The sequence below is a fragment of the Subtercola boreus genome, from assembly GCF_003399625.1.
GTDB classification, from domain to species: domain Bacteria; phylum Actinomycetota; class Actinomycetes; order Actinomycetales; family Microbacteriaceae; genus Subtercola; species Subtercola boreus_C.
In genome coordinates, this window is sequence record NZ_NBXA01000020.1 from 50,167 (window position 1) to 69,288 (window position 19,122).

The following is a 19,122-nucleotide window of genomic DNA, read 5'->3' on the forward strand; positions in this document are numbered from 1 at the left end:
GAGTGAGAATCGGAAGAGGGGGTCTGCTGGGGATGTGGATGATCAGTGCTGGGTCAGGAGGGCCGGAGCTTTCGGTTCGATGGCGGGTGTCGTCGGTGGAGCGGTCTGTGTTCTGTCGCGGAGGGCTCGGAGGGCGTTGAGGATGGTTGCGAGGTCGACGATCTCCTGGATGCCGGCACCGAGCGTCGCTGGGATCAGACCGAAAGCTGCGATGAGCATCAGAGCAAGGCTGAGGGCGATCCCGAGCCAGATGCTCTGCATTGCGATCCGCACGGTGTCGTGGCCGATCTGCACGGCTCGGAGCACGACAGAGATGTCGTCGAGGAGGATCACGGCCGATGCGGCCTCGCTCGCGGCTGTTGCGCCGCGTGCGCCCATCGCTATTCCGATGTCAGCGGAGGCGAGGACGGGTGAGTCGTTGACTCCGTCGCCGATCATCAGCACGGGCCGCGAGGTGATGCTGTGAAGGGCGTGCACCTTGTCGATGGGGAGGCAGTCTGCCTGCACTTCAGTGATACCGACTTCGTGCGCGACATGATCGGCAGTCGCCTGCGCGTCACCGGTCAGCATCAGGATGCGCTCCACTCCCGCGTTCCGCAGTCCCGCGATGGTCGCTGACGCGTTCTGTCTCACAGCGTCGGTTGCGATGATCGTGCCGGCAGCGCATCCATCGATGACGACGTAGATCGCCATCTCCCCTCCGATGAGCGGTGCGGCAACGGTTCCCGGGGCGATCGTCTGGGCGAATTGGAGCGTGCCGACAGAAACGAGGTGGTCGTCGAGGGTGGCCGTGACGCCCTGCGCGGCAACCTCCGTCGACCGCAGCACGCGGCGGGGGGTGAGCCCTCGGGCTCGGGCGGATTCCACGATCGACGCGGCGAGCACATGTGAAGACGACTGTTCCGCTGATGCCACAAGAGTGAGCAGAGTGGTCTCGTCCCACGGCGGAAGCACGTCGATGTGCACGATCTCCGGCGTGCCGCGCGTGAGGGTACCGGTCTTGTCGAAGACGGCGGTGCGCACCCCCGCGAGAAGCTCGAGCACTCCCCCGCCCTTCACGATGATGCCGTTGCGGGCGGCGCGGCTCATGCCTCCCATCAACGCGACGGGAGCTGCCAGCACCAGCGGGCACGGTGTTGCCAAGACGAGCACCTCAGCGAACCGCACCGGATCGCCCGAGAGCCACCACGCCACACCGGCAAGGAGAAGCGACACGGCCGTGAACGGCACCGCGTACCGGTCCGCCAGCCGCACGACGGGTGCGCGGTTCGACGACGCCTGCTTCACCAGGGCGACGATCGCCTGGTACTGGCTGTCTTCGGCTCGTGCCGTCGCCCGGATGGTCGCCGACGTGTTGCCGTTGACCGAGCCGCTCAGAACCTGCTCGCCCTGCACCCGGGTGCGAGGCAGGCTCTCGCCGGTGAGGGACGACTCGTCGAACGCGGCCGTCGCCGTCGTCAGGATGCCGTCGACCGGCACTGCTTCGCCTGAGCGAACCAGAATCCTGTCCCCGACCACCACATCGCCGGCGGGAATATCCACGGCATCGATCGAGCCCGCGTCGATCGAGCCAGCATCGAGGCGATGCGCGGTGCGGGGCTCCCGGTCGAGGAGAGCTGTCAATTCCTGCTGGGCGCGTCCCTGAGCGAAGTCTTCGAGAGCTTTGCCTCCGGAGACCATCAGAACGATGATCATGCTCGCGATGACCTCACCAACCGCGACTGTCGCGACGATCGCGATGATGGCGAGGATGTCGATACCGAACCGTCTCCGGCGCAGCTCCCCGATCATCCGAACAGCCTGGATTCCAGCGATCACGAGGGCGAACACCGCGAAGCCCCACTGCACCGCGACACCGAAACCGGCCACCCATGCACCGGCGCCCAGAACGCCGACAACGACGGTCAGCGCCACAATCGGGTAGCGGAGAACCAGAGGGCGCGGTGGCCCTGGCGCGTCATCCATGTACGGCGGTCACGTCCAGCGGCGCCCGACTCCCCGTGCGTGAACCAGCGGGCACGACGACAACGGGGCACATCCCATGAGAGGCGCACTCGGCGCTGACCGAACCAAGGAGAAGCCCGACGAATCCCCCACGGCCGCGTGACCCGACGACCACCATCAGGGCGTGCTTCGATCTCTTGATCAACTCCTCCGCAGGCTGTGCCAGGACTGCCTGCAGAGTGACAGCGACCCGCGGATGCTTCTCGATGAGGGTCTGCGTTTCGGAGACGAGATCGCGGCGCACGTGCGCTGTCACGTCATCGAAGGAGTGGGCATGACCGAATTCGTCGGTGGACTCTCGGGGGATGCGGTCGATGCTCCACGTGCGGATGACCGTGACGGGGGCGCCGAGGTCCTCCGCCGCGGCCAGCGCCCACGCCAGAGCGTCGTAGGCGTTCGCGGAACCGTCGTAACCGACAACCAGCGCGCGGCCCCGTGCAGAGAGTGAGCGCTCCGTCTGATCGGCGGCATCCCTTGCGCCTGAAGCGTCGTGGTCGGCGTGTATGACGATTGCCGGGCAGCGCGAGTGGGCGGCGCACTGCGCGCTCACAGAGCCCAGAAGCAGGCCCGTGAAACCGCCGTGGCCCCGACTGCCGACGATGAGAACATCCGCTGTGCGACTCTCGTCGAGGAGGTTCCGGGCGGCTGAGCCTTCCCTCACGGTCTGCTCGTACCATTCGGGAAGGGTGTGCCCGAAGACCTCCTTGGAGGCCATCCGGAGCTGGAACTCTGCGTCCTTCTCCGGGGACCAGGTCACGGGCAGTGGGTTGTAGGAGATGGGGTAGCTCCATACCGACACTGCTCGAAGGCGCCCCTGCCGTCTTTCTGCGTACTCCTTCGCGAATGCGAGTGCAGAGACAGAAGGTCGCGAGCCGTCGATACCGACGACGATGAGAGGGTGAGTGCTTTCGGTGATGTCCATGCCTTCACTGTGCCCTTCCTGTGGATCGTGACGTAGAGTCGAAAGTCCCCGCGACGGAGTCATTTCAAGGATCTGCTCAGGGCGTGGTCGGGCCGGCCCTCGATCGACATCGGCATCCCGCCGAGTCCGATCGCGCTGACGGAGTGAGTACCGATGGTTCGTTGCTGCACGGTGGTGCCTTTCGATCTGGGTTGGTGGCATCGTGGAGGTTCTGCGTGAAACTGCTCACGGCACGGGCGGGCTCAGAAGGCGGAGCGCCAGGGTTGGGCAGAGGGCGACAGCGTCGAGTGCCGCCTCTTCGTCGTGAGGGGCGATCGGCACGTTGCTGCGGGACCGGGGTGCCGTGCCTGTCGCGATCGGGTACCCCCAGTCGTCTCGGGAGAGCACGCCGGAGAGAAGCTCTGTGCAGAGGCCCCGCCCGTCGCACCGGGTCCAGTCGATGTGCAGGCGTGGTCGGGTGTCGGTTTCGCTCATGATGCTCGATTCGTCGTTCGACCGGCAATACACTGCCCGGACTGATGCCGCTGCAGGTCCGCCGAGAACACCGACAGAGCGCTGAGCACGAGCCGGGACGTGCCGTCTGGGTGGTGGCACGACCCGCGCCCGACGACCGATTTGGTCAACCGCTGCAGCTCGGTGACGGCGCGACGAGAGGCGCGGCCCCGGGCGACCTGCACGAACAGGTCGGCGATGGCGGGGAGCCCGAACATGCACGGCCCGCACTGCCCGGCGGACTGCGAGGCGAGGTACTCGACGATCTCGGCCGTCGCCACGATTCCGCACCGCTTCGAGCCGAGAACGAACAGGATGCCCGCCCCGGGTTGCGCGCCGAGCCCTGAGAGTCCGGCATCCGAAAGTCTCAAATCGAGCTGCTCGGCAGGAACCCATGCACCGTGGTAACCGCTCACGAGAACTGCTGACACGTCGGCAGGGACGGTTCCGCAGGCGGCGAGGATCTCCCGGACGCTTGTGTCGCCCGCCACCTCCAGAACCTGTTCGTTCTGCACATCTCCTGAGACGGTGACGAGCCGAGTGCCCGGGTCGCGGTCGGAACCCACTCCGCCGAACCAGCGGGCTCCGAAACGCGCGATCAGCGCAACGTGGGCCAGCGTCTCGACGTTCTGCACGAGCGTGGGCCGCTTCTTCACGCCGGATTCGCTCAGGCGCACGATCCGGTCTGTGGGCAGCGCCACCCCGTTCTCGATCGCGTTCGCCACCGCGCTCGCCTCGCCGGAGATGAACGTCTCGGGGGCCTCGCGCAGCAGGATGTGCCGGGCATCCGCTCGCTCATCGAGAGCCGCCCTCACGAACGGGAGTGAGCCCGCCGTCGTGTAGAGGTAGACCTTCGACGCGGAGACCACCGCAGCCATCACCAGCAGGCCGTCGATGACGAGGTGCGGGGCGTTCTGCAGCAGGGTCTCGTCCTTCAGGCTGCGGGGTTCACCCTCTGCTCCGTTCGCGATGACGACGGCGGAGCCGCGCCACGGGCTCGCCGCCCGTGCGGCCTCGGTGGCAGCGAGCTTCCGCCACGCGGGAAACCCGGCACCGCCGCGCCCGGTGAGACCGGAGGCCTCGAGGGTCGTGATGAAAGGTGTGCCGATTCGGGCGAGGGGCAGTGGGCCGAATGTCGCCGCATGCTGGCGGTACCCGGCATGGGTGCCGGCTACGAACAGTCGGTTCACACCGGCCGGGGGCACGATCACGGAAGCGAGATTCGGTGTGGGTTCGGCGAGGGTCATGTCAGTCGTCCCTGTCGGAGCCGGGTGGATTCGATGAAGCGCGCGGAGAGACGCCAGAGGAGACAGGCGCCGACGAGCACCACCGACACCCCGGCGACAAGCAGGAACCAGCCGCTCAGACCGTCGGTCCCATTGCCGATCGAATGGGCGAGCGCAATCGGCCACATGGCGTACGCGAACCAGTGCACGAACCGGAACACCCGCACGCCGACACGCCGGCGCAACAGGCTCGTGGCCACAATCGCGACGAGGAGGTCGACGGCGACGGTGCCCAGACCCTGCCAGAACGGCTTGAACGACCCGAGGAATGGAACCAGAACGTCGACCACATTCAGGTGCGCGTAGGAGTCCAGAAGCAGAGATCCGATGTGCAGCACCAGGAAGACGCAACCGATCAGAGTGATGTTCCGGTGCACGAGCACGATCGAGAACCGCGGCAGGCCCGGGAGGGGGCGTCCCGACCGGGTCACGATGCCGAGCATGACAGTCAGCGTGAAGAGCACCAGAGCGACGATGCCGGAGACCCGGCCGAAGGCCCAGAGCGCCTCATCCACGTGCGGCCTCCCCCGTCGTTCCGGCGAGACCGGCACCGAGACCGGCACCGAGACCGGCACCGACGGTGACGGTCTCTGGCGTGGGCCAGGCCGGGGTGACGGTGATCCGATCGAACCGGTCGACGAGCCGCGCCGCGACACCGTCGCCGGCGAGCCACTCAACCGCCGCCAGCCCGCGAACCATCGCCGCGGTGCTGAGGGCATTCGCCCGGCTGCAGCTGTCTGCGGCCACCGTGACGGTCTTCCAGATGGCCCCGACCGGCGTTCCGAAGCGCGGGTCGAGGATGTGGTGCATCGGCTTGCCCCCGCGCATCCAGCGTCGCTTCTGCGTGCTGGATGTCGCGAGCCCCGAGCCTGCCGAGAGGGTGACCTGTTGGGAAGGGTCGCCGGGCAGATCTTCGACAAGTACCTGCCAGCCACCCTCCGGAGCGATGCCGGCTGTGGCGATGTCGCCGCCGAGGCTGACGAGAACGCCTGTACCCAAGACGTCGGCCACCCGCTTCGCGGCACGGTCGGCGGTCAGCGCCTTCGCCGTGGCGCCGAGGTCCAGCCGGAGTTCGTCGGGCACGGTCAGGACGTCGTCTGCGAGGGCGATCCGCTTCCAACCGGGTACACGCGTCGCAACGGATGTCGCGGGCAACGGCACCCCGTCGTCGCCGTCCTTGACGGGAGCGGTGAGCAGAGGAAAGTCCCGGTCGTAGCCAAGGCCGATGAGGTCGTTGCCGAGCGTGGGGTCGACGTCACCACCCGTCAGACGCGCCGCGGTCAGGCTCTCGCCGACAAGCTCGGCGAGCAGCGGGCTGACACGCCGGCCACCGGACAGGGTGCCCAGCAGGAGGCTGAGCTCGGAATCCTCGCGGAACCGGCTGCACGCCTCGTCGACCTCCTCGATGAACCCGGCGACCAGGCGGGCGGCCTCGTCTGTGACTCCGATCCGTCGTGACGACCGTGACCTCGGTGCTCCAGGCGCGCCAGGTCCGTGCAGCAGTCGGCATCAGGAACCCGACGAGGTGGCGTGGGACTTCGACTGTGGCTGGCTGGGCTGCACGGGTGCGGTCTGCTGGGTCGGCGCGGTTTGCTGTTGCTGCGGTGCGGTCTGCTGCGTCTGCTGCTGCTGCTGCGGCTGCTGCTGTGTCGTCGTCGGCTGCGTCGTGGTCGACGATGTCGTCGTGTCGGCAGAAGCTTTCGATGCCTGAGTCTGGTTGAGCAGGGCGACACCCGCCAGCCCTGTCGTGATCAGGCCACCCAGGCCGATGACGGTGGTGACGGCTGCTGCGGCACGTTTGCCGGCGCTCCGTGTGTTCATTAATGCACTCCTTCTGAAGTCATAGTCTGTGACCGTCTTCTTCTACGCTGTCGAACCTTTCTTCGAAGTTTCTTAGTCGTTCGGAAAGACTTCAGCCGACTTTCAGAAACCTCACCGATGCGCGCCGCTGGGGCGCGATGAACACCAGCGCAGGAAATGTGATGAGCGCGAGGGCAATATGCATCAGCATCAGGATGAAGACGGCTCCAGCAGGCTGGCCCTTCCACAGGATCCAGACATCCGGAGCGAAACCCACGACGGTCACGATCACGGCAAGCCAGAAGTACAGCCACCGTGCGTGGGTGCTCAACAGGGTGACGAGCGGCCAGGCCACGGAAGCCAGCACGACGCCGATGATCGTCAGCTTTCCGTAGTCTGCAAATCCGTAGTGTTCGTAACCCTTCGTGGCGGGAAAGAGCACCACTCCGAGTTGGGCAAGGCCTGCGCAGGCCAGAAGCGATCCTCCGACAGCGACGACTGTCGCGACGACGAAGCGGAGGAGGGATGGCTGGGCCCGGCCGAGAGGCATGTCGAGGCGATTCATCATAGTGACGGCAACCTTACGTTCGGGAACGGGCACCGCCGACGCCCGAGGGGATGATCTTCCGCGTCATCCGAGAGGATGGCGCGCCGGACGGACGCGTGGTGCCGGCTCTTCTCCCCCGGCACCACGTACGCCTCACACTGTCGGTGTTGCAGCCCGGAGCCCATCGGCGACCTTCTGGCCGAGTCCGGCATCCACCAGGGTCCAGTACTCGATGACCCGCTGCTGCATCTCCGGGGTCACTCCGTCGCTGGCGTGGCCGACGATGTTGGCAGCGAGATGCTCCCGGTCGGTGTCGTCCATCACGTCGCGGTAGAGCGATCCGGCCTGGCCGAAGTCGTCGTCTTCGGCGTGCTTCTCGTACGCGTACCGGCCGAGCTCACCCGACTCCGCCCACCACGTCAGGTCAGCACCGCGCTCGGGGTCGGCGACGGGGCCGCCGAACGAGTTCGGAGCGTACACGGGCTGAGCCCCCGAGTGCCGGTAGGCCATGGCGCCGTCTTTGTTGTAGGTGTGCACCTCGGCCTTCGGTGCGTTGATGGGGAGCTGCTGGTAGTTCGTACCGATGCGGTGCAGGTGGGTGTCGTGGTACGAGAACACCCGGCCCATGAGCATCCGGTCGGGGCTCAGACCGACTCCCGGTACCAGGTTGGCCGGCGAGAAGCTGGACTGTTCGACTTCGGCGAAGAAGTTCTCCGGGTTCCGGTCGAGCACCATGCGGCCCACCTGCACGGGCGGGTAGTCCTCGTGCGGCCACACCTTCGTGAGGTCGAACGGGTTGAACCGGTATGCGGCCGCGTCCGCGAACGGCATCACCTGCATCTCGAGGCGCCACGACGGATTCTCGCCACGATCGATCGCCGCACGGAGGTCGCGGCGGTGGTAGTCGGGGTCTTTCGCCGTCATGGCCTTCGCGTCAGCATCCGCGAAGTTCTCGGTTCCCTGCTCTGACTTGAAGTGCCACTTCACCCAGAACTTCTCACCGGCCGCGTTGATCGTCGAGTAGGTGTGGCTGCTGTATCCGTTCATGGTGCGGAGCGACTTCGGCGTGCCCCGGTCGGACATCAGGATGGTGACCTGGTGTGCGCTCTCGGGCGACAGGGTCCAGAAGTCCCACTGCATGTTGTTGTCGCGGAGCCCGGTGTCGGGCAGGCGCTTCTGGGAGTGGATGAAGTCCTGGAACTTCGACGGGTCACGCACGAAGAACACGGGGGTGTTGTTGCCCACCATGTCGAAGTTGCCCTCCTCCGTGTAGAACTTCAGGGCGAATCCGCGCGGGTCACGCACGGTGTCGGCGTAGCCCTGCTCGCCGGCGACGGTGGAGAACCGGGCGAACATCTCTGTGCGCTTGCCGACCTCGCCGAGGAACGCGGCCTTCGTGAACCACGACACGTCGTCGGTGACCTCGAAGTAGCCGTGGGCGCCGGTGCCCTTGGCGTGCACGACCCGCTCGGGTGTGCGTTCCCGGTTGAACTGCTGCATCTTCTGCACCACATACGCGTCGTGGAGCGCAATCGGCCCGGCCGGCCCGACGGTGAGGGAGAATTCGTCGCTTGAGGCGGAAATCCCCGAGTCCGTCGTGGTGGTGGGCGGTGTTTGTGGATCAGTCATGGTCTTCTCCGATCGGACAGCAACGGCAGGTGCCGTGTGTGGCCACGCTAAGCACACGATCCGGGGAAAGATAGATCGGGCAGCCTACCCTTCCCGCACTCTCCCAGCCCGTACACAGCCTCGATGATGCGCAATCCATCAATCCCTGGGCATCGGTGCAGGTGAAGTGGAGGTAGTCATCGTGCTCCTGGCTTCTGGTTCGGGGCCGGGAGCTCTCGGACGCATTGCCGTCACAACGAAGTCTGTCGCTGGAGGGGACCGGAATATTCGAATCTGCACAGACTGCGAGTGCACACCGGCGCAGGCAGCCGGGTTGACACCGGGGCCGTGTCTGCGCTCAAGATGACTGACCACGCGGAGCCCTCCGGCTCCGCCCCGATCGAACAGGGAATCATCCATGCCTCTCATCCGCATCGACCTCGTCGAAGGTCGCTCCAATGGCCAGATCACTGCCATCGCCGACAACATCCAGAAGACTTTGGTCGACGTCTACGCCTTGCCTGAACGGGATCGGTTCCAGATCATCACCGAACACCCCGCCAACCGGATGATCGCTCTCGATGTCGGTCTCGGTATCGAACGGACGGCCCAGGTTGTGATCATCCAGATCTTCACCCAGGCCGGCCGCAGCACCGAGGACAAGCAGGCCTTCTTCCAGGCCCTTGCAGCCAACCTCGGAGCCGTCGGCGTCAACGGAGAAGACCTGATCGTCGGCTTCGTCGAGAACTCCCCCGCCGACTGGTCCTTCGGATTCGGGCGAGCCCAGTACATCACGGGGGAACTCGAGAAGCCCGGTGACTGACACCAGCCATCGACACCAGAACCGCTGACACGAAGCCGAGCGAGCCTCGTTCCTCCTCTCATTTAGGCAAGGCTTTCCACGCTGGAAACGGAGACGGCATGGTGCCTATGGTGTTCGCATGACCTCCTCAACCGTCGATTCGGCCTTCGCCGGACAACCCGACGAGCCCCATGCCAGCAGTCTCGCCGGTCGCCTGAATTGGCTGCGTGCCGGTGTGCTCGGCGCCAACGATGGCATCGTGTCCGTCGCAGCCATCGTGGTCGGCGTCGCCGGAACCGGGTCCCCGACCTCCGCCATCCTCGCCGCGGGCTCTGCTGCTCTCATCGGGGGCGCGATCTCCATGGCGCTTGGCGAATACGTCTCCGTCAGCAGCCAGCGAGATAGCCAACGTGCCCTCATCGAGAAAGAACGCCTCGAACTTCAGACAGACCCCGCAGGTGAACTCATCGAGCTAGCCGGCCTCTACCAGGCCCGAGGACTCACCGCCGAAACTGCTCTCCAAGTCGCGACTGAACTCACCGACCGTGACGCGTTGCGGGCGCACCTCGCTATGGAATTGAACATCGACGAGAACGACATCGCCAGCCCTTGGCACGCCGCCGGGGCCTCAGCCCTCGCCTTCCTCATCGGCGGAATACTTCCTGTCCTCGCGATCCTCCTCCCGCCCGAAACCATCCGCGTTCCCGTCACATTCACAGTTATCACCATCGCCCTTGCGATCACGGGCGTCGTCGGTGCACGGCTCGGCGGCAGCCCTGTTGCGCGCGCGACGATGAGGGTGGTCGTCGGTGGCGCGCTCGCCCTGGCTGCGACCTTCATCATCGGAACCCTCCTCGGCACCAGCGGCGTGGTGTAACAAGCTGACGGGCGGAGAAGAATCTGCGACCTGAAGATCACTCGCTTCGGGACCTTTGCCCCTGGGAGGAGCGTCAGCCAATCAGGAGGATGGACGAGAACCCTCTTCAGGAAAGCGCTAGTGCCCGGCTGAGGCCGAAGGAGGTGGCTCGATGGGTGCCCTGACATATGGCGGGGGAAACTCCGCTATCTCTTTCGATGACCGCAGCCTCCTTCATTTGCAGATCGTCATCACCTCGAAACTACGTCACGGTGAGGGCTTCCTCGTCTCCTGGATGGATTCCCCTGGAGTCGGCAGTGGCCGAAGCTCCATCTGGGTCAGCACGGCGAGTACCCTTCTTTACCGGTTTCACGGCACCCAAACCCATTCCGTCAACCGCACCTGGATAAGAGTCCTGATGGACTCGGCCAACAGCGCGAACGGTCTGGTTTTCACATCGGAGCCCGTTGACGCAACTGTTCCTTGATCCGGTCGAAGACAGGCTTAGCTACGGGCATCCGTTCGACGCCCCTTTCGCCGCTATGTGCGGTCGGCCATCATCCGGAGCAGCTCGGCGATGTCGATCGGTTCGGTCGGGCACAGATCGATGTTGGCCGGAAGATCACGAGACAGGTACGCCTGCGGTTCAACCCGGTTGGCGCCGCAGCTTGCGGACGAGTTGGGCATGAAGACACCTTTCAATCGTGATGGGGTGGGGAGACACATCAAGTAGACGCAGGAACCCACCCGACCGGCAGGGCCGAAAGTCCCCCCACCCGAACCGACGTCCGCCGCCATCGGCGGGACTAAAGCCTCCGGGCCGTCTGGGCCTGCCAACCGCTTCGGCGCTCGTGATCGGCTCCGTGATCGGTATGGGCGTGTTCGGGATCCCCGCAGCACTGGCCATGTTCGGGCCCATCAGTTTGGTCGCATTCGTGCTGGTGACAGTCGGTGCGTTGGCACTTGCGGTGGTGTTCGGACGACTCGCCGCTGCGGGGACATGGTCGCTGAATCCCAGGGCCCGATCGGGCTGTGGCTGCAACGTGCCCTCCCCCGCCCCCGTCGACATCATCGAACACGGCGTCATCAGCAACCTGCTCAGCGCCGGGGTGACCGTGATCGGGGCCGGCGGCGGCGGTGTACCCGTCGTCAGAACTCGCGGCCAGCTCATCAGGGTGAGCGCCGTCATCGACAAGGACAGTGTCGCCGCGCTCCTCGCGATGAACCTCACAGCCGATCGTCTCATCATCCTCTCCGATGTCAGCGCTGTGATGACGCCAGACTCGATGGGACCAAAGGTGAGGGCGGGCATCCCCTCCTGTCTGTTCGGTGGGACCTTCGACTCTGCCGGTTCTCCGCGCGTCCGACACAGTGGTGTGCATGAGGATACGACGACAGCGTGGCAGGAAGATCGTGCTCATCAGTGTGGCGTCACTGGTCGGCGGTTTGGGTGTCGCACTCGTTGTCGTTCTGGCGGTCGGCGGTCTCTTCGTGCCAGCGAACTACCTCCAGCCCTGGAACAAGGAGTACGCAGGGCACTTCCCTGACCCTCGGATGCACGTCGCAGCGCAGGCACTGCTGGCGCCGAGCAGCCACAACATGCAGCCGTGGACCATCCGACTCGACCCGGCGGACCCCGCCGTGCTCTACCTGTACGCCGACCCCTCCCGGCTGACACCCGCCGTCGACCCGGAGGATCGCCAGACGATGCTCTCACAGGGCACCTTCCTGTCGTACCTGCGCGTCTCGGCCCTTCATCTGGGATACAGCAGTGACTTCATCCTGTTTCCGCAGGGGGCGTACGACGAGACAGATCTCGCCGGAAGCATGCGCGCCGTCCCCGTTGCGAAGATCACCCTGACGAAATCCCTGTCGACCGAGTCGACTGACTACGGTTCGCTCTTCCTGTCAGACACCAACCGAAGCCCGTACACCCCAGCCCCCGTCACAAAGGATCAGTCAGCAGCACTCACCCGGCTCGCCACCGGCTCAGGGGCGACCCTGAAGATCTTCGACCAGCCAAAAGATCTTGCGGCGTTCGCAGCGTTCGGTACCGAAGGAACCCTCATCGAGACGCAGTACGAGGCGGCGACTACAGAGTTCGACAGGTTGTTCTACGCCACCGAATCAGCCAAGAACGAGGCGCGATCGGGTTTCGCCGTCGAAGGGCAGGGAACCAGCGGTTTCATGAAATACCTGCTCCAGGGCATGATCACGATCGACCCTGCACTGAACGATGATGCGACTGGCGCCAAGCGGTCGATCGACTCGACAGCGGCGGCCGTGGCACACACACCGAACTACGCCCTCATCAGCACGGCTGGCAATACTCGCACCGAGCAGGTTTCGGCGGGCATCCTGTACGGCGATTTCTCGCTCCGGGCTCGCACGCTGGGGCTGGTGATGCAGCCCCTCAGCCAGGTGCTTCAGGAGTACCCGTCGATGTCGGCACCGTACGACGCGATCCGGGCGGAGTACGCACCCGACGGGCAGACGATCCAGATGATGGTGAGACTCGGCACCAGCACGACCGAATACCCGCAGACCATGCGGCGAGACGTCGACAGTCTCCTCGGCTGAACTCCAAGCACAGAGCTAGGTTGCGCTTGGTGGCCCGATGACGATGGTCGGTGCCGGCAGGCTGGCGAGAACACCGTGGCTTGTCGAACCGAGCAGGAGTCGGCGGATGCCGTGCTCTTGGCGGCTGCCGATGACGAGAAGCGACGCGGATCGCGCTTCGGCCAGAAGCGCCTGTACCGTGTCTGCGTGGCGGAGCACACCGGTCACCGTCAGCGAGGGATACGCGAGACGTATGCCGTCGGTCGCTGCGTTCAGCACAGCTCCGTTCCGAAGTACCAGTTCGTTGTGCGTACGCGAGTCGATGAACGTTTCCTGCCAGATGGGAGGTTCACTCCACACGGAGACGACTCGTAGGTCAAGGCCGAGAAGTGATGCCTCGGACGCCGCGAACAGTGCGGCCCGCGTGGCAGTTTCCGAGCCGTCGACGGCAGCCATGACCCCGTGCCGGACCTGTTCGTCCGGTGCTGGAATCACGGCGACCGGCCCGTAGGCGGTGCTGGCAAGGGTGATGCCGAGCGAATTTCGTGCATGCGACAGTTCGGACGCTGCCGGGGCGCCGAAGACGAGAACCGTCTGAGGGCCGCTGAGACGGAGGATCTCGTCGTGCACATCACCGTTGGAGACGTGCACGGTGACGCTGAGCGTCTTGACCTGATACCGAACGTGTTCCGCGGTCGTTTCAAGCAGTTCGGTGGCCGCATCAACCTCGGCCTGCGTGGCGGGATGAGCGTCGTCGTTTGTCTGTGGGTCGATGACGTGCGCCAGGGTCAACGTGCGGTCGTGCCGGCGCGCATATTCGACAGCCCACGCGGTGGCGGTAGCTCCGGCTCCTCGCTCGCTTATGCAGAGTACCGTGCGGCGCCCCACGGCGTTCGGTCTCGCGGCAGGGACGGCCGCTTCGACGGGCGCGGGTGGTGAGACGGTATCCATCATGTGGCTCCTCAGGTGGGACGGCGGACACGGAGGTCCGTCAGGCGGCTCTTGTGTGTTCCGGCTTATGGGTTGGTTGTGACGATGGCAGTTGGTGCAGTGAGGTTCAGGAGTACATCGTGCACGGTGTGTCCGAGTACGCGGCTTGATGCCCCGTCTTCCCGGCTCTGCCCCAGTACCAGGAGAAGCGCGGAGGTGGATGCTTCAATGAGGCCCTCCGCCGTCGGTCGGCGGATGCTCCGCATCCTGGTGGTGAGGGCTGGCTCCGTTGTGCGCACGATGGTTTCCGCCGCCGAGAGGATCTTGTCGGACCGCAACGATTCGAGCATCGACCTTTTCGCGTGTGCGGAGAACATTTCGTCAGCTATATCGGGCAGGGTCCAACAGTGCACGATCGTCATTTTGCTGCCCATGGAGACTGCTTCGCGGGCCGCGAAGACAAGAGCTGCCCGGTCGAGTTCAGACGTTGTCACACCGACGACGATGCCGGCGTGCGCATTTCGCCCTGACCTGGAGGGTACGAAAACGACAGCGCAGTGGGCTGATGCGGCGAGCTGGATGAATCTGGAGACGAAGACCCGCCCCCGTACGAATCCTGTTTTGTGCGTTCCCATCACAATTGTGGAGGCACCTGATGTGCACTCGATCAGTTCGTTGAGCGCGTCACCGACCCGCAGCTCGGTCGAAACCGTCACGTGGGGTGAGGCGAGGCGTGCGACAGCAGCATGTTCAGCGAGACGTGCTGATGCAACCGCTGTGGTCTTCCTGTTCTCGGAATCGGCGATCGTCATTACATGGGTGAGCACCACTTCGCCGCGGTCTGCGCCACCGTGATCAAGCGCCCACGACGTCGCGGCTCGGCTGGGCCCTGATTCGCTGATGCCGACGATGATGTTGCCGTTCATGATCACTTTTCTTTCACGACACGCCTGATGGTGCGCTTGCTCCCTTCCAGCTTGAACGCTGACGATCACCATTTGGAGAGTCTTTGGTCCTGATCTTCCCCCGCAGAGACAACGGAGGCGCAGTACACTCGCACCACCGGGGTCGCTGTCTCCAGTACGGCGCCTTGGGGGTGCTTTCCCCGATGGCGGCCTGGAACAGTTCATCAACGTCGGCATGACACCAGGAGACATCCAGACGAGAGGCCACCTCCCGGAGGGTCACGGGCCCGGCGCACTGATCGATGACCCGCGGCCCATCCGGCTGAAGCGGCTCTCAGACGACGCTCGTACTTCCGGTTTCCCGGCCGGGCACCCGCCGATGGGCAGCTTCCTGGGTGTCCCGGTGCGGGTCGCGGTCGTCGCGGCGTCGCCAGCGCTGGTCAGCTGCGTCGGCGGAGATCACCTCGGCGCTGCTCCCGTTCGTACCGGGCGAGCTTGAGCTGGCAGAGCGTCGCAGGCGGGCTTCGGTCACAGGTTCGTTCACCGTCGAGTCCGTTCCTGGTCGAACCATGTGCAATTGCCGGATGGGAACGGCGTCGACCTCTGCCGTGACCTGCGGTCGGAGCATCCGGAACTCCGCTGCTGACGGCATTCGACGACGATAATGTCATCGCCGGAGCCGCCGGATATGTATATGAGAGATATCCGTGGAAGTGGTCTGGTCGATTCGATCCGGGCTGTGGCGGCCTGGCGGGTTCTGCCGAGAAGACGGTGAAGAACTCTGTCTCCGGCCTGCTCAGCGAGGGCGGGCTGCAACGGCGGACCCAGGCGGCGGTCTTCGACCTCGAGACCCGGTCCCGGGAGCTTCGAGAGGGGCGAGCGTCGCCTGTGAATGGTTCGCCGAGAGCAGACCCTCAGAGAAGTACCGGGACGTTTTCGAATCGACTGTAGAACGAGATCAGGGCTCTCCTGTTGCTTGTAGCGTCTGATCTGACCCAGGGCTGGTCATTCAGGAAAGAATGATCTGGGGTGAGGATGACGATTGCCGTCTCGGGTCCGCGGCCGCCCCACCCTGTCTGCTCGCTCAGCACCCTGAAAACGCCGGTAGGCAGCGCCTGACGCAGGGCCTCGATCATCGCGGCCAGAGCGGGCTCGGGCTGCTCGAACAGGGCGAGCTCGACGCAGTTGCGGGCGGCCAACGCAGCCGCCACGTTCTCGACCACCGTTCGGGGGTCGCAGGACGGTGCGCTGACGATCAGGGCGGTGCCGACTGGGCGAGGGGTGCTGATCACCAGCTGGCCGAGGATGACTGCGGTGCTGCTCTCCCCGAGTTCGGTGGAGGTGTGCGCGAAGCTCTCGAACTCGGCTGCGGCCGTATCGCCATGCAGATTCGTCAGGAGCAGCGAGGCAATCCGCCGAAACGTCGCCTTGAGGTGACTGGCTGAAGTCTGTCGCCACATTGCTTCTGCGTCCTCCACCTGCGGGAAGAGGGCAGGGAAGGGTGTGACCGGTCGGGGCAGGCTGGTTTGTTTACGGAGCCGGGTCTCACGCATTGGTCGGAGGTTCGTTGCAGTTGCCATGAAAATGTCCCTCAGTGTCACGTTCAGATAAGAATTGGAATGTGCAATGCCCGGTCAGGCGTGCGGGATACCGGCAGTGAGACCACCGTCGATGACGAACTCGGAGCCGGTCGAATAGCCCGACTCGTCGCTGGCGAGGAAGAGCACCAGGTGGGACACCTCGACCGGGTCGGCGGCCCGACCGAGTGGGATCTGCAGTTGCGAGGCAGCTATCCCGGCCGTCATCGGTGTGGTGATGAAACCGGGGTGGATGGAGTTCACCCGAACGCCGGAAGCGCCGACCTCGACGGCCACGGACTTGGTGAGGCCACGGAGAGCGAATTTCGTGGCGACGTAGGCGTGCAACCCCGGGCTGCCACGAAGTCCCTCGACGGAGGAGATGTTGATGATCGAACCGCTCTTCTGCTCTACGAGGCTGGGGATCACGGCCTGGATGCCGAGGAACGCTCCCGTCAGGTTGATGTCGATCGTCTTCTGCCACTGCGTGAGGGGAAAGTCGGTGATCGGGGCTCCGTTGGCGATGCCGGCGTTGTTCACGAGAACATCGATCCGCCCGAATCGGGTGAGGGTCGTTGTCACTGCAGCAGCCCACTCCGCTGGGTCGGTGACATCGAGGTGAACGTACTCCGCGTGCTGGCCGAGCTCCGAAGCGAGTGCCTGGCCTTCATCGTCGAGGAGATCGCCGATCACAACGGAAGCGCCTTCGCTGACGAGCAGTCGTGCGTGCGCGGCACCCATGCCGCGGGCGCCTCCGCTAATGAGGGCGACTTTTCCTGAGACACGATCCATGACTGACCCCTGCGTTTCTGGCGACGCTCTGCCGACAACGACCATGATGACAATTCCCGCGACGAGGCTGACAGGGCCGTTGGTCCCGTCCTGGTCGCTCCTTCGGCGAGGCGGCACGCACGGGTGACTTTGTGCCCTACCTCCAGCAGCACGCAGGGCGAAGACTCAACACATGACAAAGACACTCCAGAATGCGGAAGCCCCCGAATCCGTGCGTGCCGTCTCGCCAGCCGGACAGACGGCGGCTATGAGCGTCCGGATTGGGGCACGAATTCTCGTCGCAATCGACGGGTCCGATCAGAGCATCGATGCTCTTCGGCGTGCCGTCCGCCTCGCGGGTTCCCTGAATGCGCCCGTCCACGGCGTGATCGTCTGGCGTCCCCCGGTTTCGTTCGGCGGTCTCGCCGACTACGAAGGAGCACCAGAAACAGACGCAGCCAGCTCGATGGAGCATGTCGTTACCGCCGTCTTCGGCAACACGACCCCGGAATGGTTCACGCAGTCCGTGATTGAGGGCGTTCCCGCGCATGTACTGGTAGCCCAAAGTGTGGGCTCGCAGATGCTCATCGTCGGCCATCACGGCAACGGCGGCCTGGCCGATCTGCCCTTGGGTTCCGTGAGCGCCGCATGCGCGCTCCGTGCGCACTGCCCGGTGCTGATCATGCACGACGTGCGTTCGGCTGGGGCAGCGGAATTCAGCTGACACGATGACCGACCAGCAGCCCTACACGATCGTGCGAGACCACGGCGCCTTCGAGGTGCGCCGATATCCCGGGCACGTGCTCGTCGAAGTCGAGACAGCAGGCACTTTCGAAACGGCCGGCAATCGCGCTTTCGGCCAACTCTTCAGCTATCTGAGGGGCGCGAACCAATCGCGGCAGACGCTGGCCATGACGGCGCCGGTGCTGTCATCTGGCCTGCCGACACGGATCGCGATGACAGCACCAATCGTGCACCAAGCAGCGAATGCGGGGCCGGGTGCGACCGGGATGCGGCTCGCTTTCGTTTTACCGGAGGGTTTCACGCCTGAGACGGCCCCGCACCCGACGAATCCGAACGTGCACCTTCGGGCTGTCGCCCCGTGCGTTGCCGCAGCTCTGCGTTTCAGCGGTCGCTGGAGCACAGCCAACTACGACCAGCACCTCAGAAGATTGCGGTCAGCGCTCAAAACGGAGGGCCTGACAGCGGTCGGTGAGCCCCGATTCGCGCAATTCGATCCCCCATTCCTGCCGTGGTTCCTGCGTCACAACGAAGTAGTACTCGACATCAAGGCCTGAGGCGTGCCTCCGATCCGCGTCTGACGACGGAAGCATCATGGCAACGATGAAAGTATGGGCAACAGACGCACGGAAGCACATCATCACGTTGGAAGAGCGGGCTATACCTGATCCAGCGCCCACCGAAGTGCTCGTCGCTGTGCTTGCGTGCGGGGTCTGCCGGTCATCAGGTCGTCGGACGGGTGACCGCGATTGGCTCAGCCGTGCAGTCGTTACGCGCCGGCGACATCGTGGGAGCTGCGTGGCTGCGCAACACGTGCGGTGTCTGTGCCTGGTGTCGCACCGGCCGGGAGAACCTGTGCCCGACAGCGGAATTCACGGGCTGGGGGTGGCACACTGGGAATCTACGGCTTCGGTTCGAGCGCCCACCTCACGGCACAGATGGCTGTCGCGAACGGAATTCAGGTGTATGCGGTGACCCGCGGTGAAGCAAACCGTGACCTCGTCAGCCAGGCTCTTGCCGCGACGACCCGTGGAGGCACCGTCGTCATCGCGGGCATCCATCTGTCTGAAATTCCGACGCTCAACTACGAGAACAGCCTCTTCTATGAACGAGACCTCCGGACGGTGACCGCCAACACTCGCGCAGACGGAATGGCGTTCCTCCGAATCGCGCGTAACCTCGCCCTCTCTCCCCATATCACCACGTACCCGTTCGGCGCCGTCGACGTGGCGCTTGACGACCTTCGAAGGGGCAGAGCGTCAGGGTCGCTCGTCATCACCGTCAGCGAGTGAGTCCGGCCCGCCTGTCGGGCGAGCCGGACT

Annotated in this window: 23 protein-coding genes and 2 pseudogenes; 9 read left to right on the forward strand and 16 right to left on the reverse strand. The window is 65.0% G+C overall.

The window, feature by feature from the left end:
• Window positions 1-42: 42 nt before the first annotated feature.
• The 10 genes and pseudogenes from B7R21_RS08950 to B7R21_RS08990 form a co-directional block, all read right to left on the reverse strand.
• Window positions 43-1,965, reverse strand: a complete 1,923-nt coding sequence (locus B7R21_RS08950; protein WP_116282906.1) for a heavy metal translocating P-type ATPase — start codon at window positions 1,963-1,965, stop codon at window positions 43-45.
• Window positions 1,958-2,926 (reverse strand): universal stress protein, encoded by a 969-nt coding sequence (locus tag B7R21_RS08955; protein WP_172592107.1) that lies wholly within the window; start codon window positions 2,924-2,926, stop codon window positions 1,958-1,960. Before B7R21_RS08955 ends, B7R21_RS08950 begins: the two co-directional genes overlap by 8 nt.
• A gap of 74 nt (window positions 2,927-3,000) precedes the next feature.
• Window positions 3,001-3,096 (reverse strand): annotated as a pseudogene (locus tag B7R21_RS21115) (aldo/keto reductase); the annotation flags it as partial.
• Between the two features lie 55 nt (window positions 3,097-3,151).
• Window positions 3,152-3,400 (reverse strand): ferredoxin, encoded by a 249-nt coding sequence (locus B7R21_RS08960; protein WP_116282908.1) that lies wholly within the window; start codon window positions 3,398-3,400, stop codon window positions 3,152-3,154.
• A complete protein-coding gene (locus B7R21_RS08965; protein ID WP_116282909.1) occupies window positions 3,397-4,665 on the reverse strand; it encodes an NADH-ubiquinone oxidoreductase-F iron-sulfur binding region domain-containing protein in 1,269 nt (422 codons plus the stop codon). Before B7R21_RS08965 ends, B7R21_RS08960 begins: the two co-directional genes overlap by 4 nt.
• The gene (locus tag B7R21_RS08970) at window positions 4,662-5,219 is read right to left on the reverse strand and encodes a ferric reductase-like transmembrane domain-containing protein (RefSeq protein WP_253259723.1); all 558 of its coding nucleotides are present in this window, start codon (window positions 5,217-5,219) and stop codon (window positions 4,662-4,664) included. The genes B7R21_RS08965 and B7R21_RS08970 overlap by 4 nt, the downstream gene beginning before the upstream one ends.
• The gene (locus B7R21_RS08975) at window positions 5,212-6,207 is read right to left on the reverse strand and encodes an FAD:protein FMN transferase (protein ID WP_367379398.1); all 996 of its coding nucleotides are present in this window, start codon (window positions 6,205-6,207) and stop codon (window positions 5,212-5,214) included. The genes B7R21_RS08970 and B7R21_RS08975 overlap by 8 nt, the downstream gene beginning before the upstream one ends.
• Window positions 6,208-6,213: 6 nt before the next feature.
• Window positions 6,214-6,525: a hypothetical protein gene (locus tag B7R21_RS08980; RefSeq protein WP_116282911.1), complete on the reverse strand. Its 312-nt coding sequence runs from the start codon at window positions 6,523-6,525 to the stop codon at window positions 6,214-6,216.
• A gap of 91 nt (window positions 6,526-6,616) precedes the next feature.
• Window positions 6,617-7,072, reverse strand: coding sequence for a hypothetical protein (locus B7R21_RS08985; RefSeq protein WP_116282912.1), 456 nt, complete (start codon window positions 7,070-7,072; stop codon window positions 6,617-6,619).
• 132 nt (window positions 7,073-7,204) lie between these two features.
• The gene (locus B7R21_RS08990) at window positions 7,205-8,680 is read right to left on the reverse strand and encodes a catalase (protein WP_116282913.1); all 1,476 of its coding nucleotides are present in this window, start codon (window positions 8,678-8,680) and stop codon (window positions 7,205-7,207) included.
• A 397-nt stretch (window positions 8,681-9,077) separates the two neighbouring features.
• Here B7R21_RS08990 and B7R21_RS08995 point away from each other — a divergent pair, with 397 nt between their 5' ends.
• The 3 genes from B7R21_RS08995 to B7R21_RS21120 all read left to right on the forward strand — a co-directional run bounded on the left by B7R21_RS08995 (window position 9,078) and on the right by B7R21_RS21120 (window position 10,804).
• Entirely contained in the window at window positions 9,078-9,482 is a 405-nt protein-coding gene (locus B7R21_RS08995; protein ID WP_116282914.1) for a tautomerase family protein, read from the forward strand.
• 118 nt (window positions 9,483-9,600) lie between these two features.
• The gene (locus B7R21_RS09000; RefSeq protein ID WP_116282915.1) at window positions 9,601-10,338 is read left to right on the forward strand and encodes a VIT1/CCC1 transporter family protein; all 738 of its coding nucleotides are present in this window, start codon (window positions 9,601-9,603) and stop codon (window positions 10,336-10,338) included.
• A 151-nt stretch (window positions 10,339-10,489) separates the two neighbouring features.
• A complete protein-coding gene (locus B7R21_RS21120; RefSeq protein WP_116282916.1) occupies window positions 10,490-10,804 on the forward strand; it encodes a DUF7882 family protein in 315 nt (104 codons plus the stop codon).
• 53 nt (window positions 10,805-10,857) lie between these two features.
• On the opposite strand, the gene B7R21_RS20060 is transcribed toward B7R21_RS21120, so the two are convergent.
• The gene (locus B7R21_RS20060) at window positions 10,858-11,004 is read right to left on the reverse strand and encodes a hypothetical protein (RefSeq protein WP_172592108.1); all 147 of its coding nucleotides are present in this window, start codon (window positions 11,002-11,004) and stop codon (window positions 10,858-10,860) included.
• Window positions 11,005-11,222: 218 nt separating this feature from the next.
• Here B7R21_RS20060 and B7R21_RS20665 point away from each other — a divergent pair.
• Both B7R21_RS20665 and B7R21_RS20670 read left to right on the forward strand, forming a co-directional pair.
• Window positions 11,223-11,588, forward strand: a pseudogene (locus tag B7R21_RS20665) (amino acid kinase family protein); the annotation flags it as partial.
• A 109-nt stretch (window positions 11,589-11,697) separates the two neighbouring features.
• Window positions 11,698-12,897: an Acg family FMN-binding oxidoreductase gene (locus B7R21_RS20670; protein WP_253259735.1), complete on the forward strand. Its 1,200-nt coding sequence runs from the start codon at window positions 11,698-11,700 to the stop codon at window positions 12,895-12,897.
• A gap of 15 nt (window positions 12,898-12,912) precedes the next feature.
• Here the strand turns inward: B7R21_RS20670 and B7R21_RS09020 are convergent, their stop codons facing one another.
• The 5 genes from B7R21_RS09020 to B7R21_RS09045 all read right to left on the reverse strand — a co-directional run bounded on the left by B7R21_RS09020 (window position 12,913) and on the right by B7R21_RS09045 (window position 17,080).
• Window positions 12,913-13,827 carry a universal stress protein gene (locus tag B7R21_RS09020; protein WP_172592110.1) on the reverse strand — a complete coding sequence of 305 codons (915 nt, stop codon included), beginning with the start codon at window positions 13,825-13,827 and terminating at the stop codon, window positions 12,913-12,915.
• A 65-nt stretch (window positions 13,828-13,892) separates the two neighbouring features.
• On the reverse strand, window positions 13,893-14,804 hold the full coding sequence (locus tag B7R21_RS09025; protein ID WP_172592111.1) for a universal stress protein: 912 nt from the start codon (window positions 14,802-14,804) through the stop codon (window positions 13,893-13,895).
• Window positions 14,805-15,045: 241 nt separating this feature from the next.
• Entirely contained in the window at window positions 15,046-15,363 is a 318-nt protein-coding gene (locus B7R21_RS20885) for a hypothetical protein (RefSeq protein ID WP_147305853.1), read from the reverse strand.
• Between the two features lie 262 nt (window positions 15,364-15,625).
• Window positions 15,626-16,291 (reverse strand): hypothetical protein, encoded by a 666-nt coding sequence (locus B7R21_RS09040; protein ID WP_147305854.1) that lies wholly within the window; start codon window positions 16,289-16,291, stop codon window positions 15,626-15,628.
• Between the two features lie 54 nt (window positions 16,292-16,345).
• Window positions 16,346-17,080: a glucose 1-dehydrogenase gene (locus B7R21_RS09045; protein ID WP_116282922.1), complete on the reverse strand. Its 735-nt coding sequence runs from the start codon at window positions 17,078-17,080 to the stop codon at window positions 16,346-16,348.
• A 172-nt stretch (window positions 17,081-17,252) separates the two neighbouring features.
• Between B7R21_RS09045 and B7R21_RS09050 the strand changes: the two genes are divergently transcribed.
• From B7R21_RS09050 to B7R21_RS20690, 4 genes are all read left to right on the forward strand, one after another.
• On the forward strand, window positions 17,253-17,783 hold the full coding sequence (locus B7R21_RS09050) for a universal stress protein (RefSeq protein ID WP_116282923.1): 531 nt from the start codon (window positions 17,253-17,255) through the stop codon (window positions 17,781-17,783).
• 4 nt (window positions 17,784-17,787) lie between these two features.
• Window positions 17,788-18,357: an SOUL family heme-binding protein gene (locus B7R21_RS09055; protein WP_116282924.1), complete on the forward strand. Its 570-nt coding sequence runs from the start codon at window positions 17,788-17,790 to the stop codon at window positions 18,355-18,357.
• Window positions 18,358-18,560: 203 nt separating this feature from the next.
• Window positions 18,561-18,785 carry an alcohol dehydrogenase catalytic domain-containing protein gene (locus tag B7R21_RS20685; RefSeq protein ID WP_253259733.1) on the forward strand — a complete coding sequence of 75 codons (225 nt, stop codon included), beginning with the start codon at window positions 18,561-18,563 and terminating at the stop codon, window positions 18,783-18,785.
• On the forward strand, window positions 18,772-19,092 hold the full coding sequence (locus B7R21_RS20690) for a hypothetical protein (protein ID WP_253259724.1): 321 nt from the start codon (window positions 18,772-18,774) through the stop codon (window positions 19,090-19,092). Before B7R21_RS20685 ends, B7R21_RS20690 begins: the two co-directional genes overlap by 14 nt.
• Window positions 19,093-19,122: the final 30 nt, after the last annotated feature.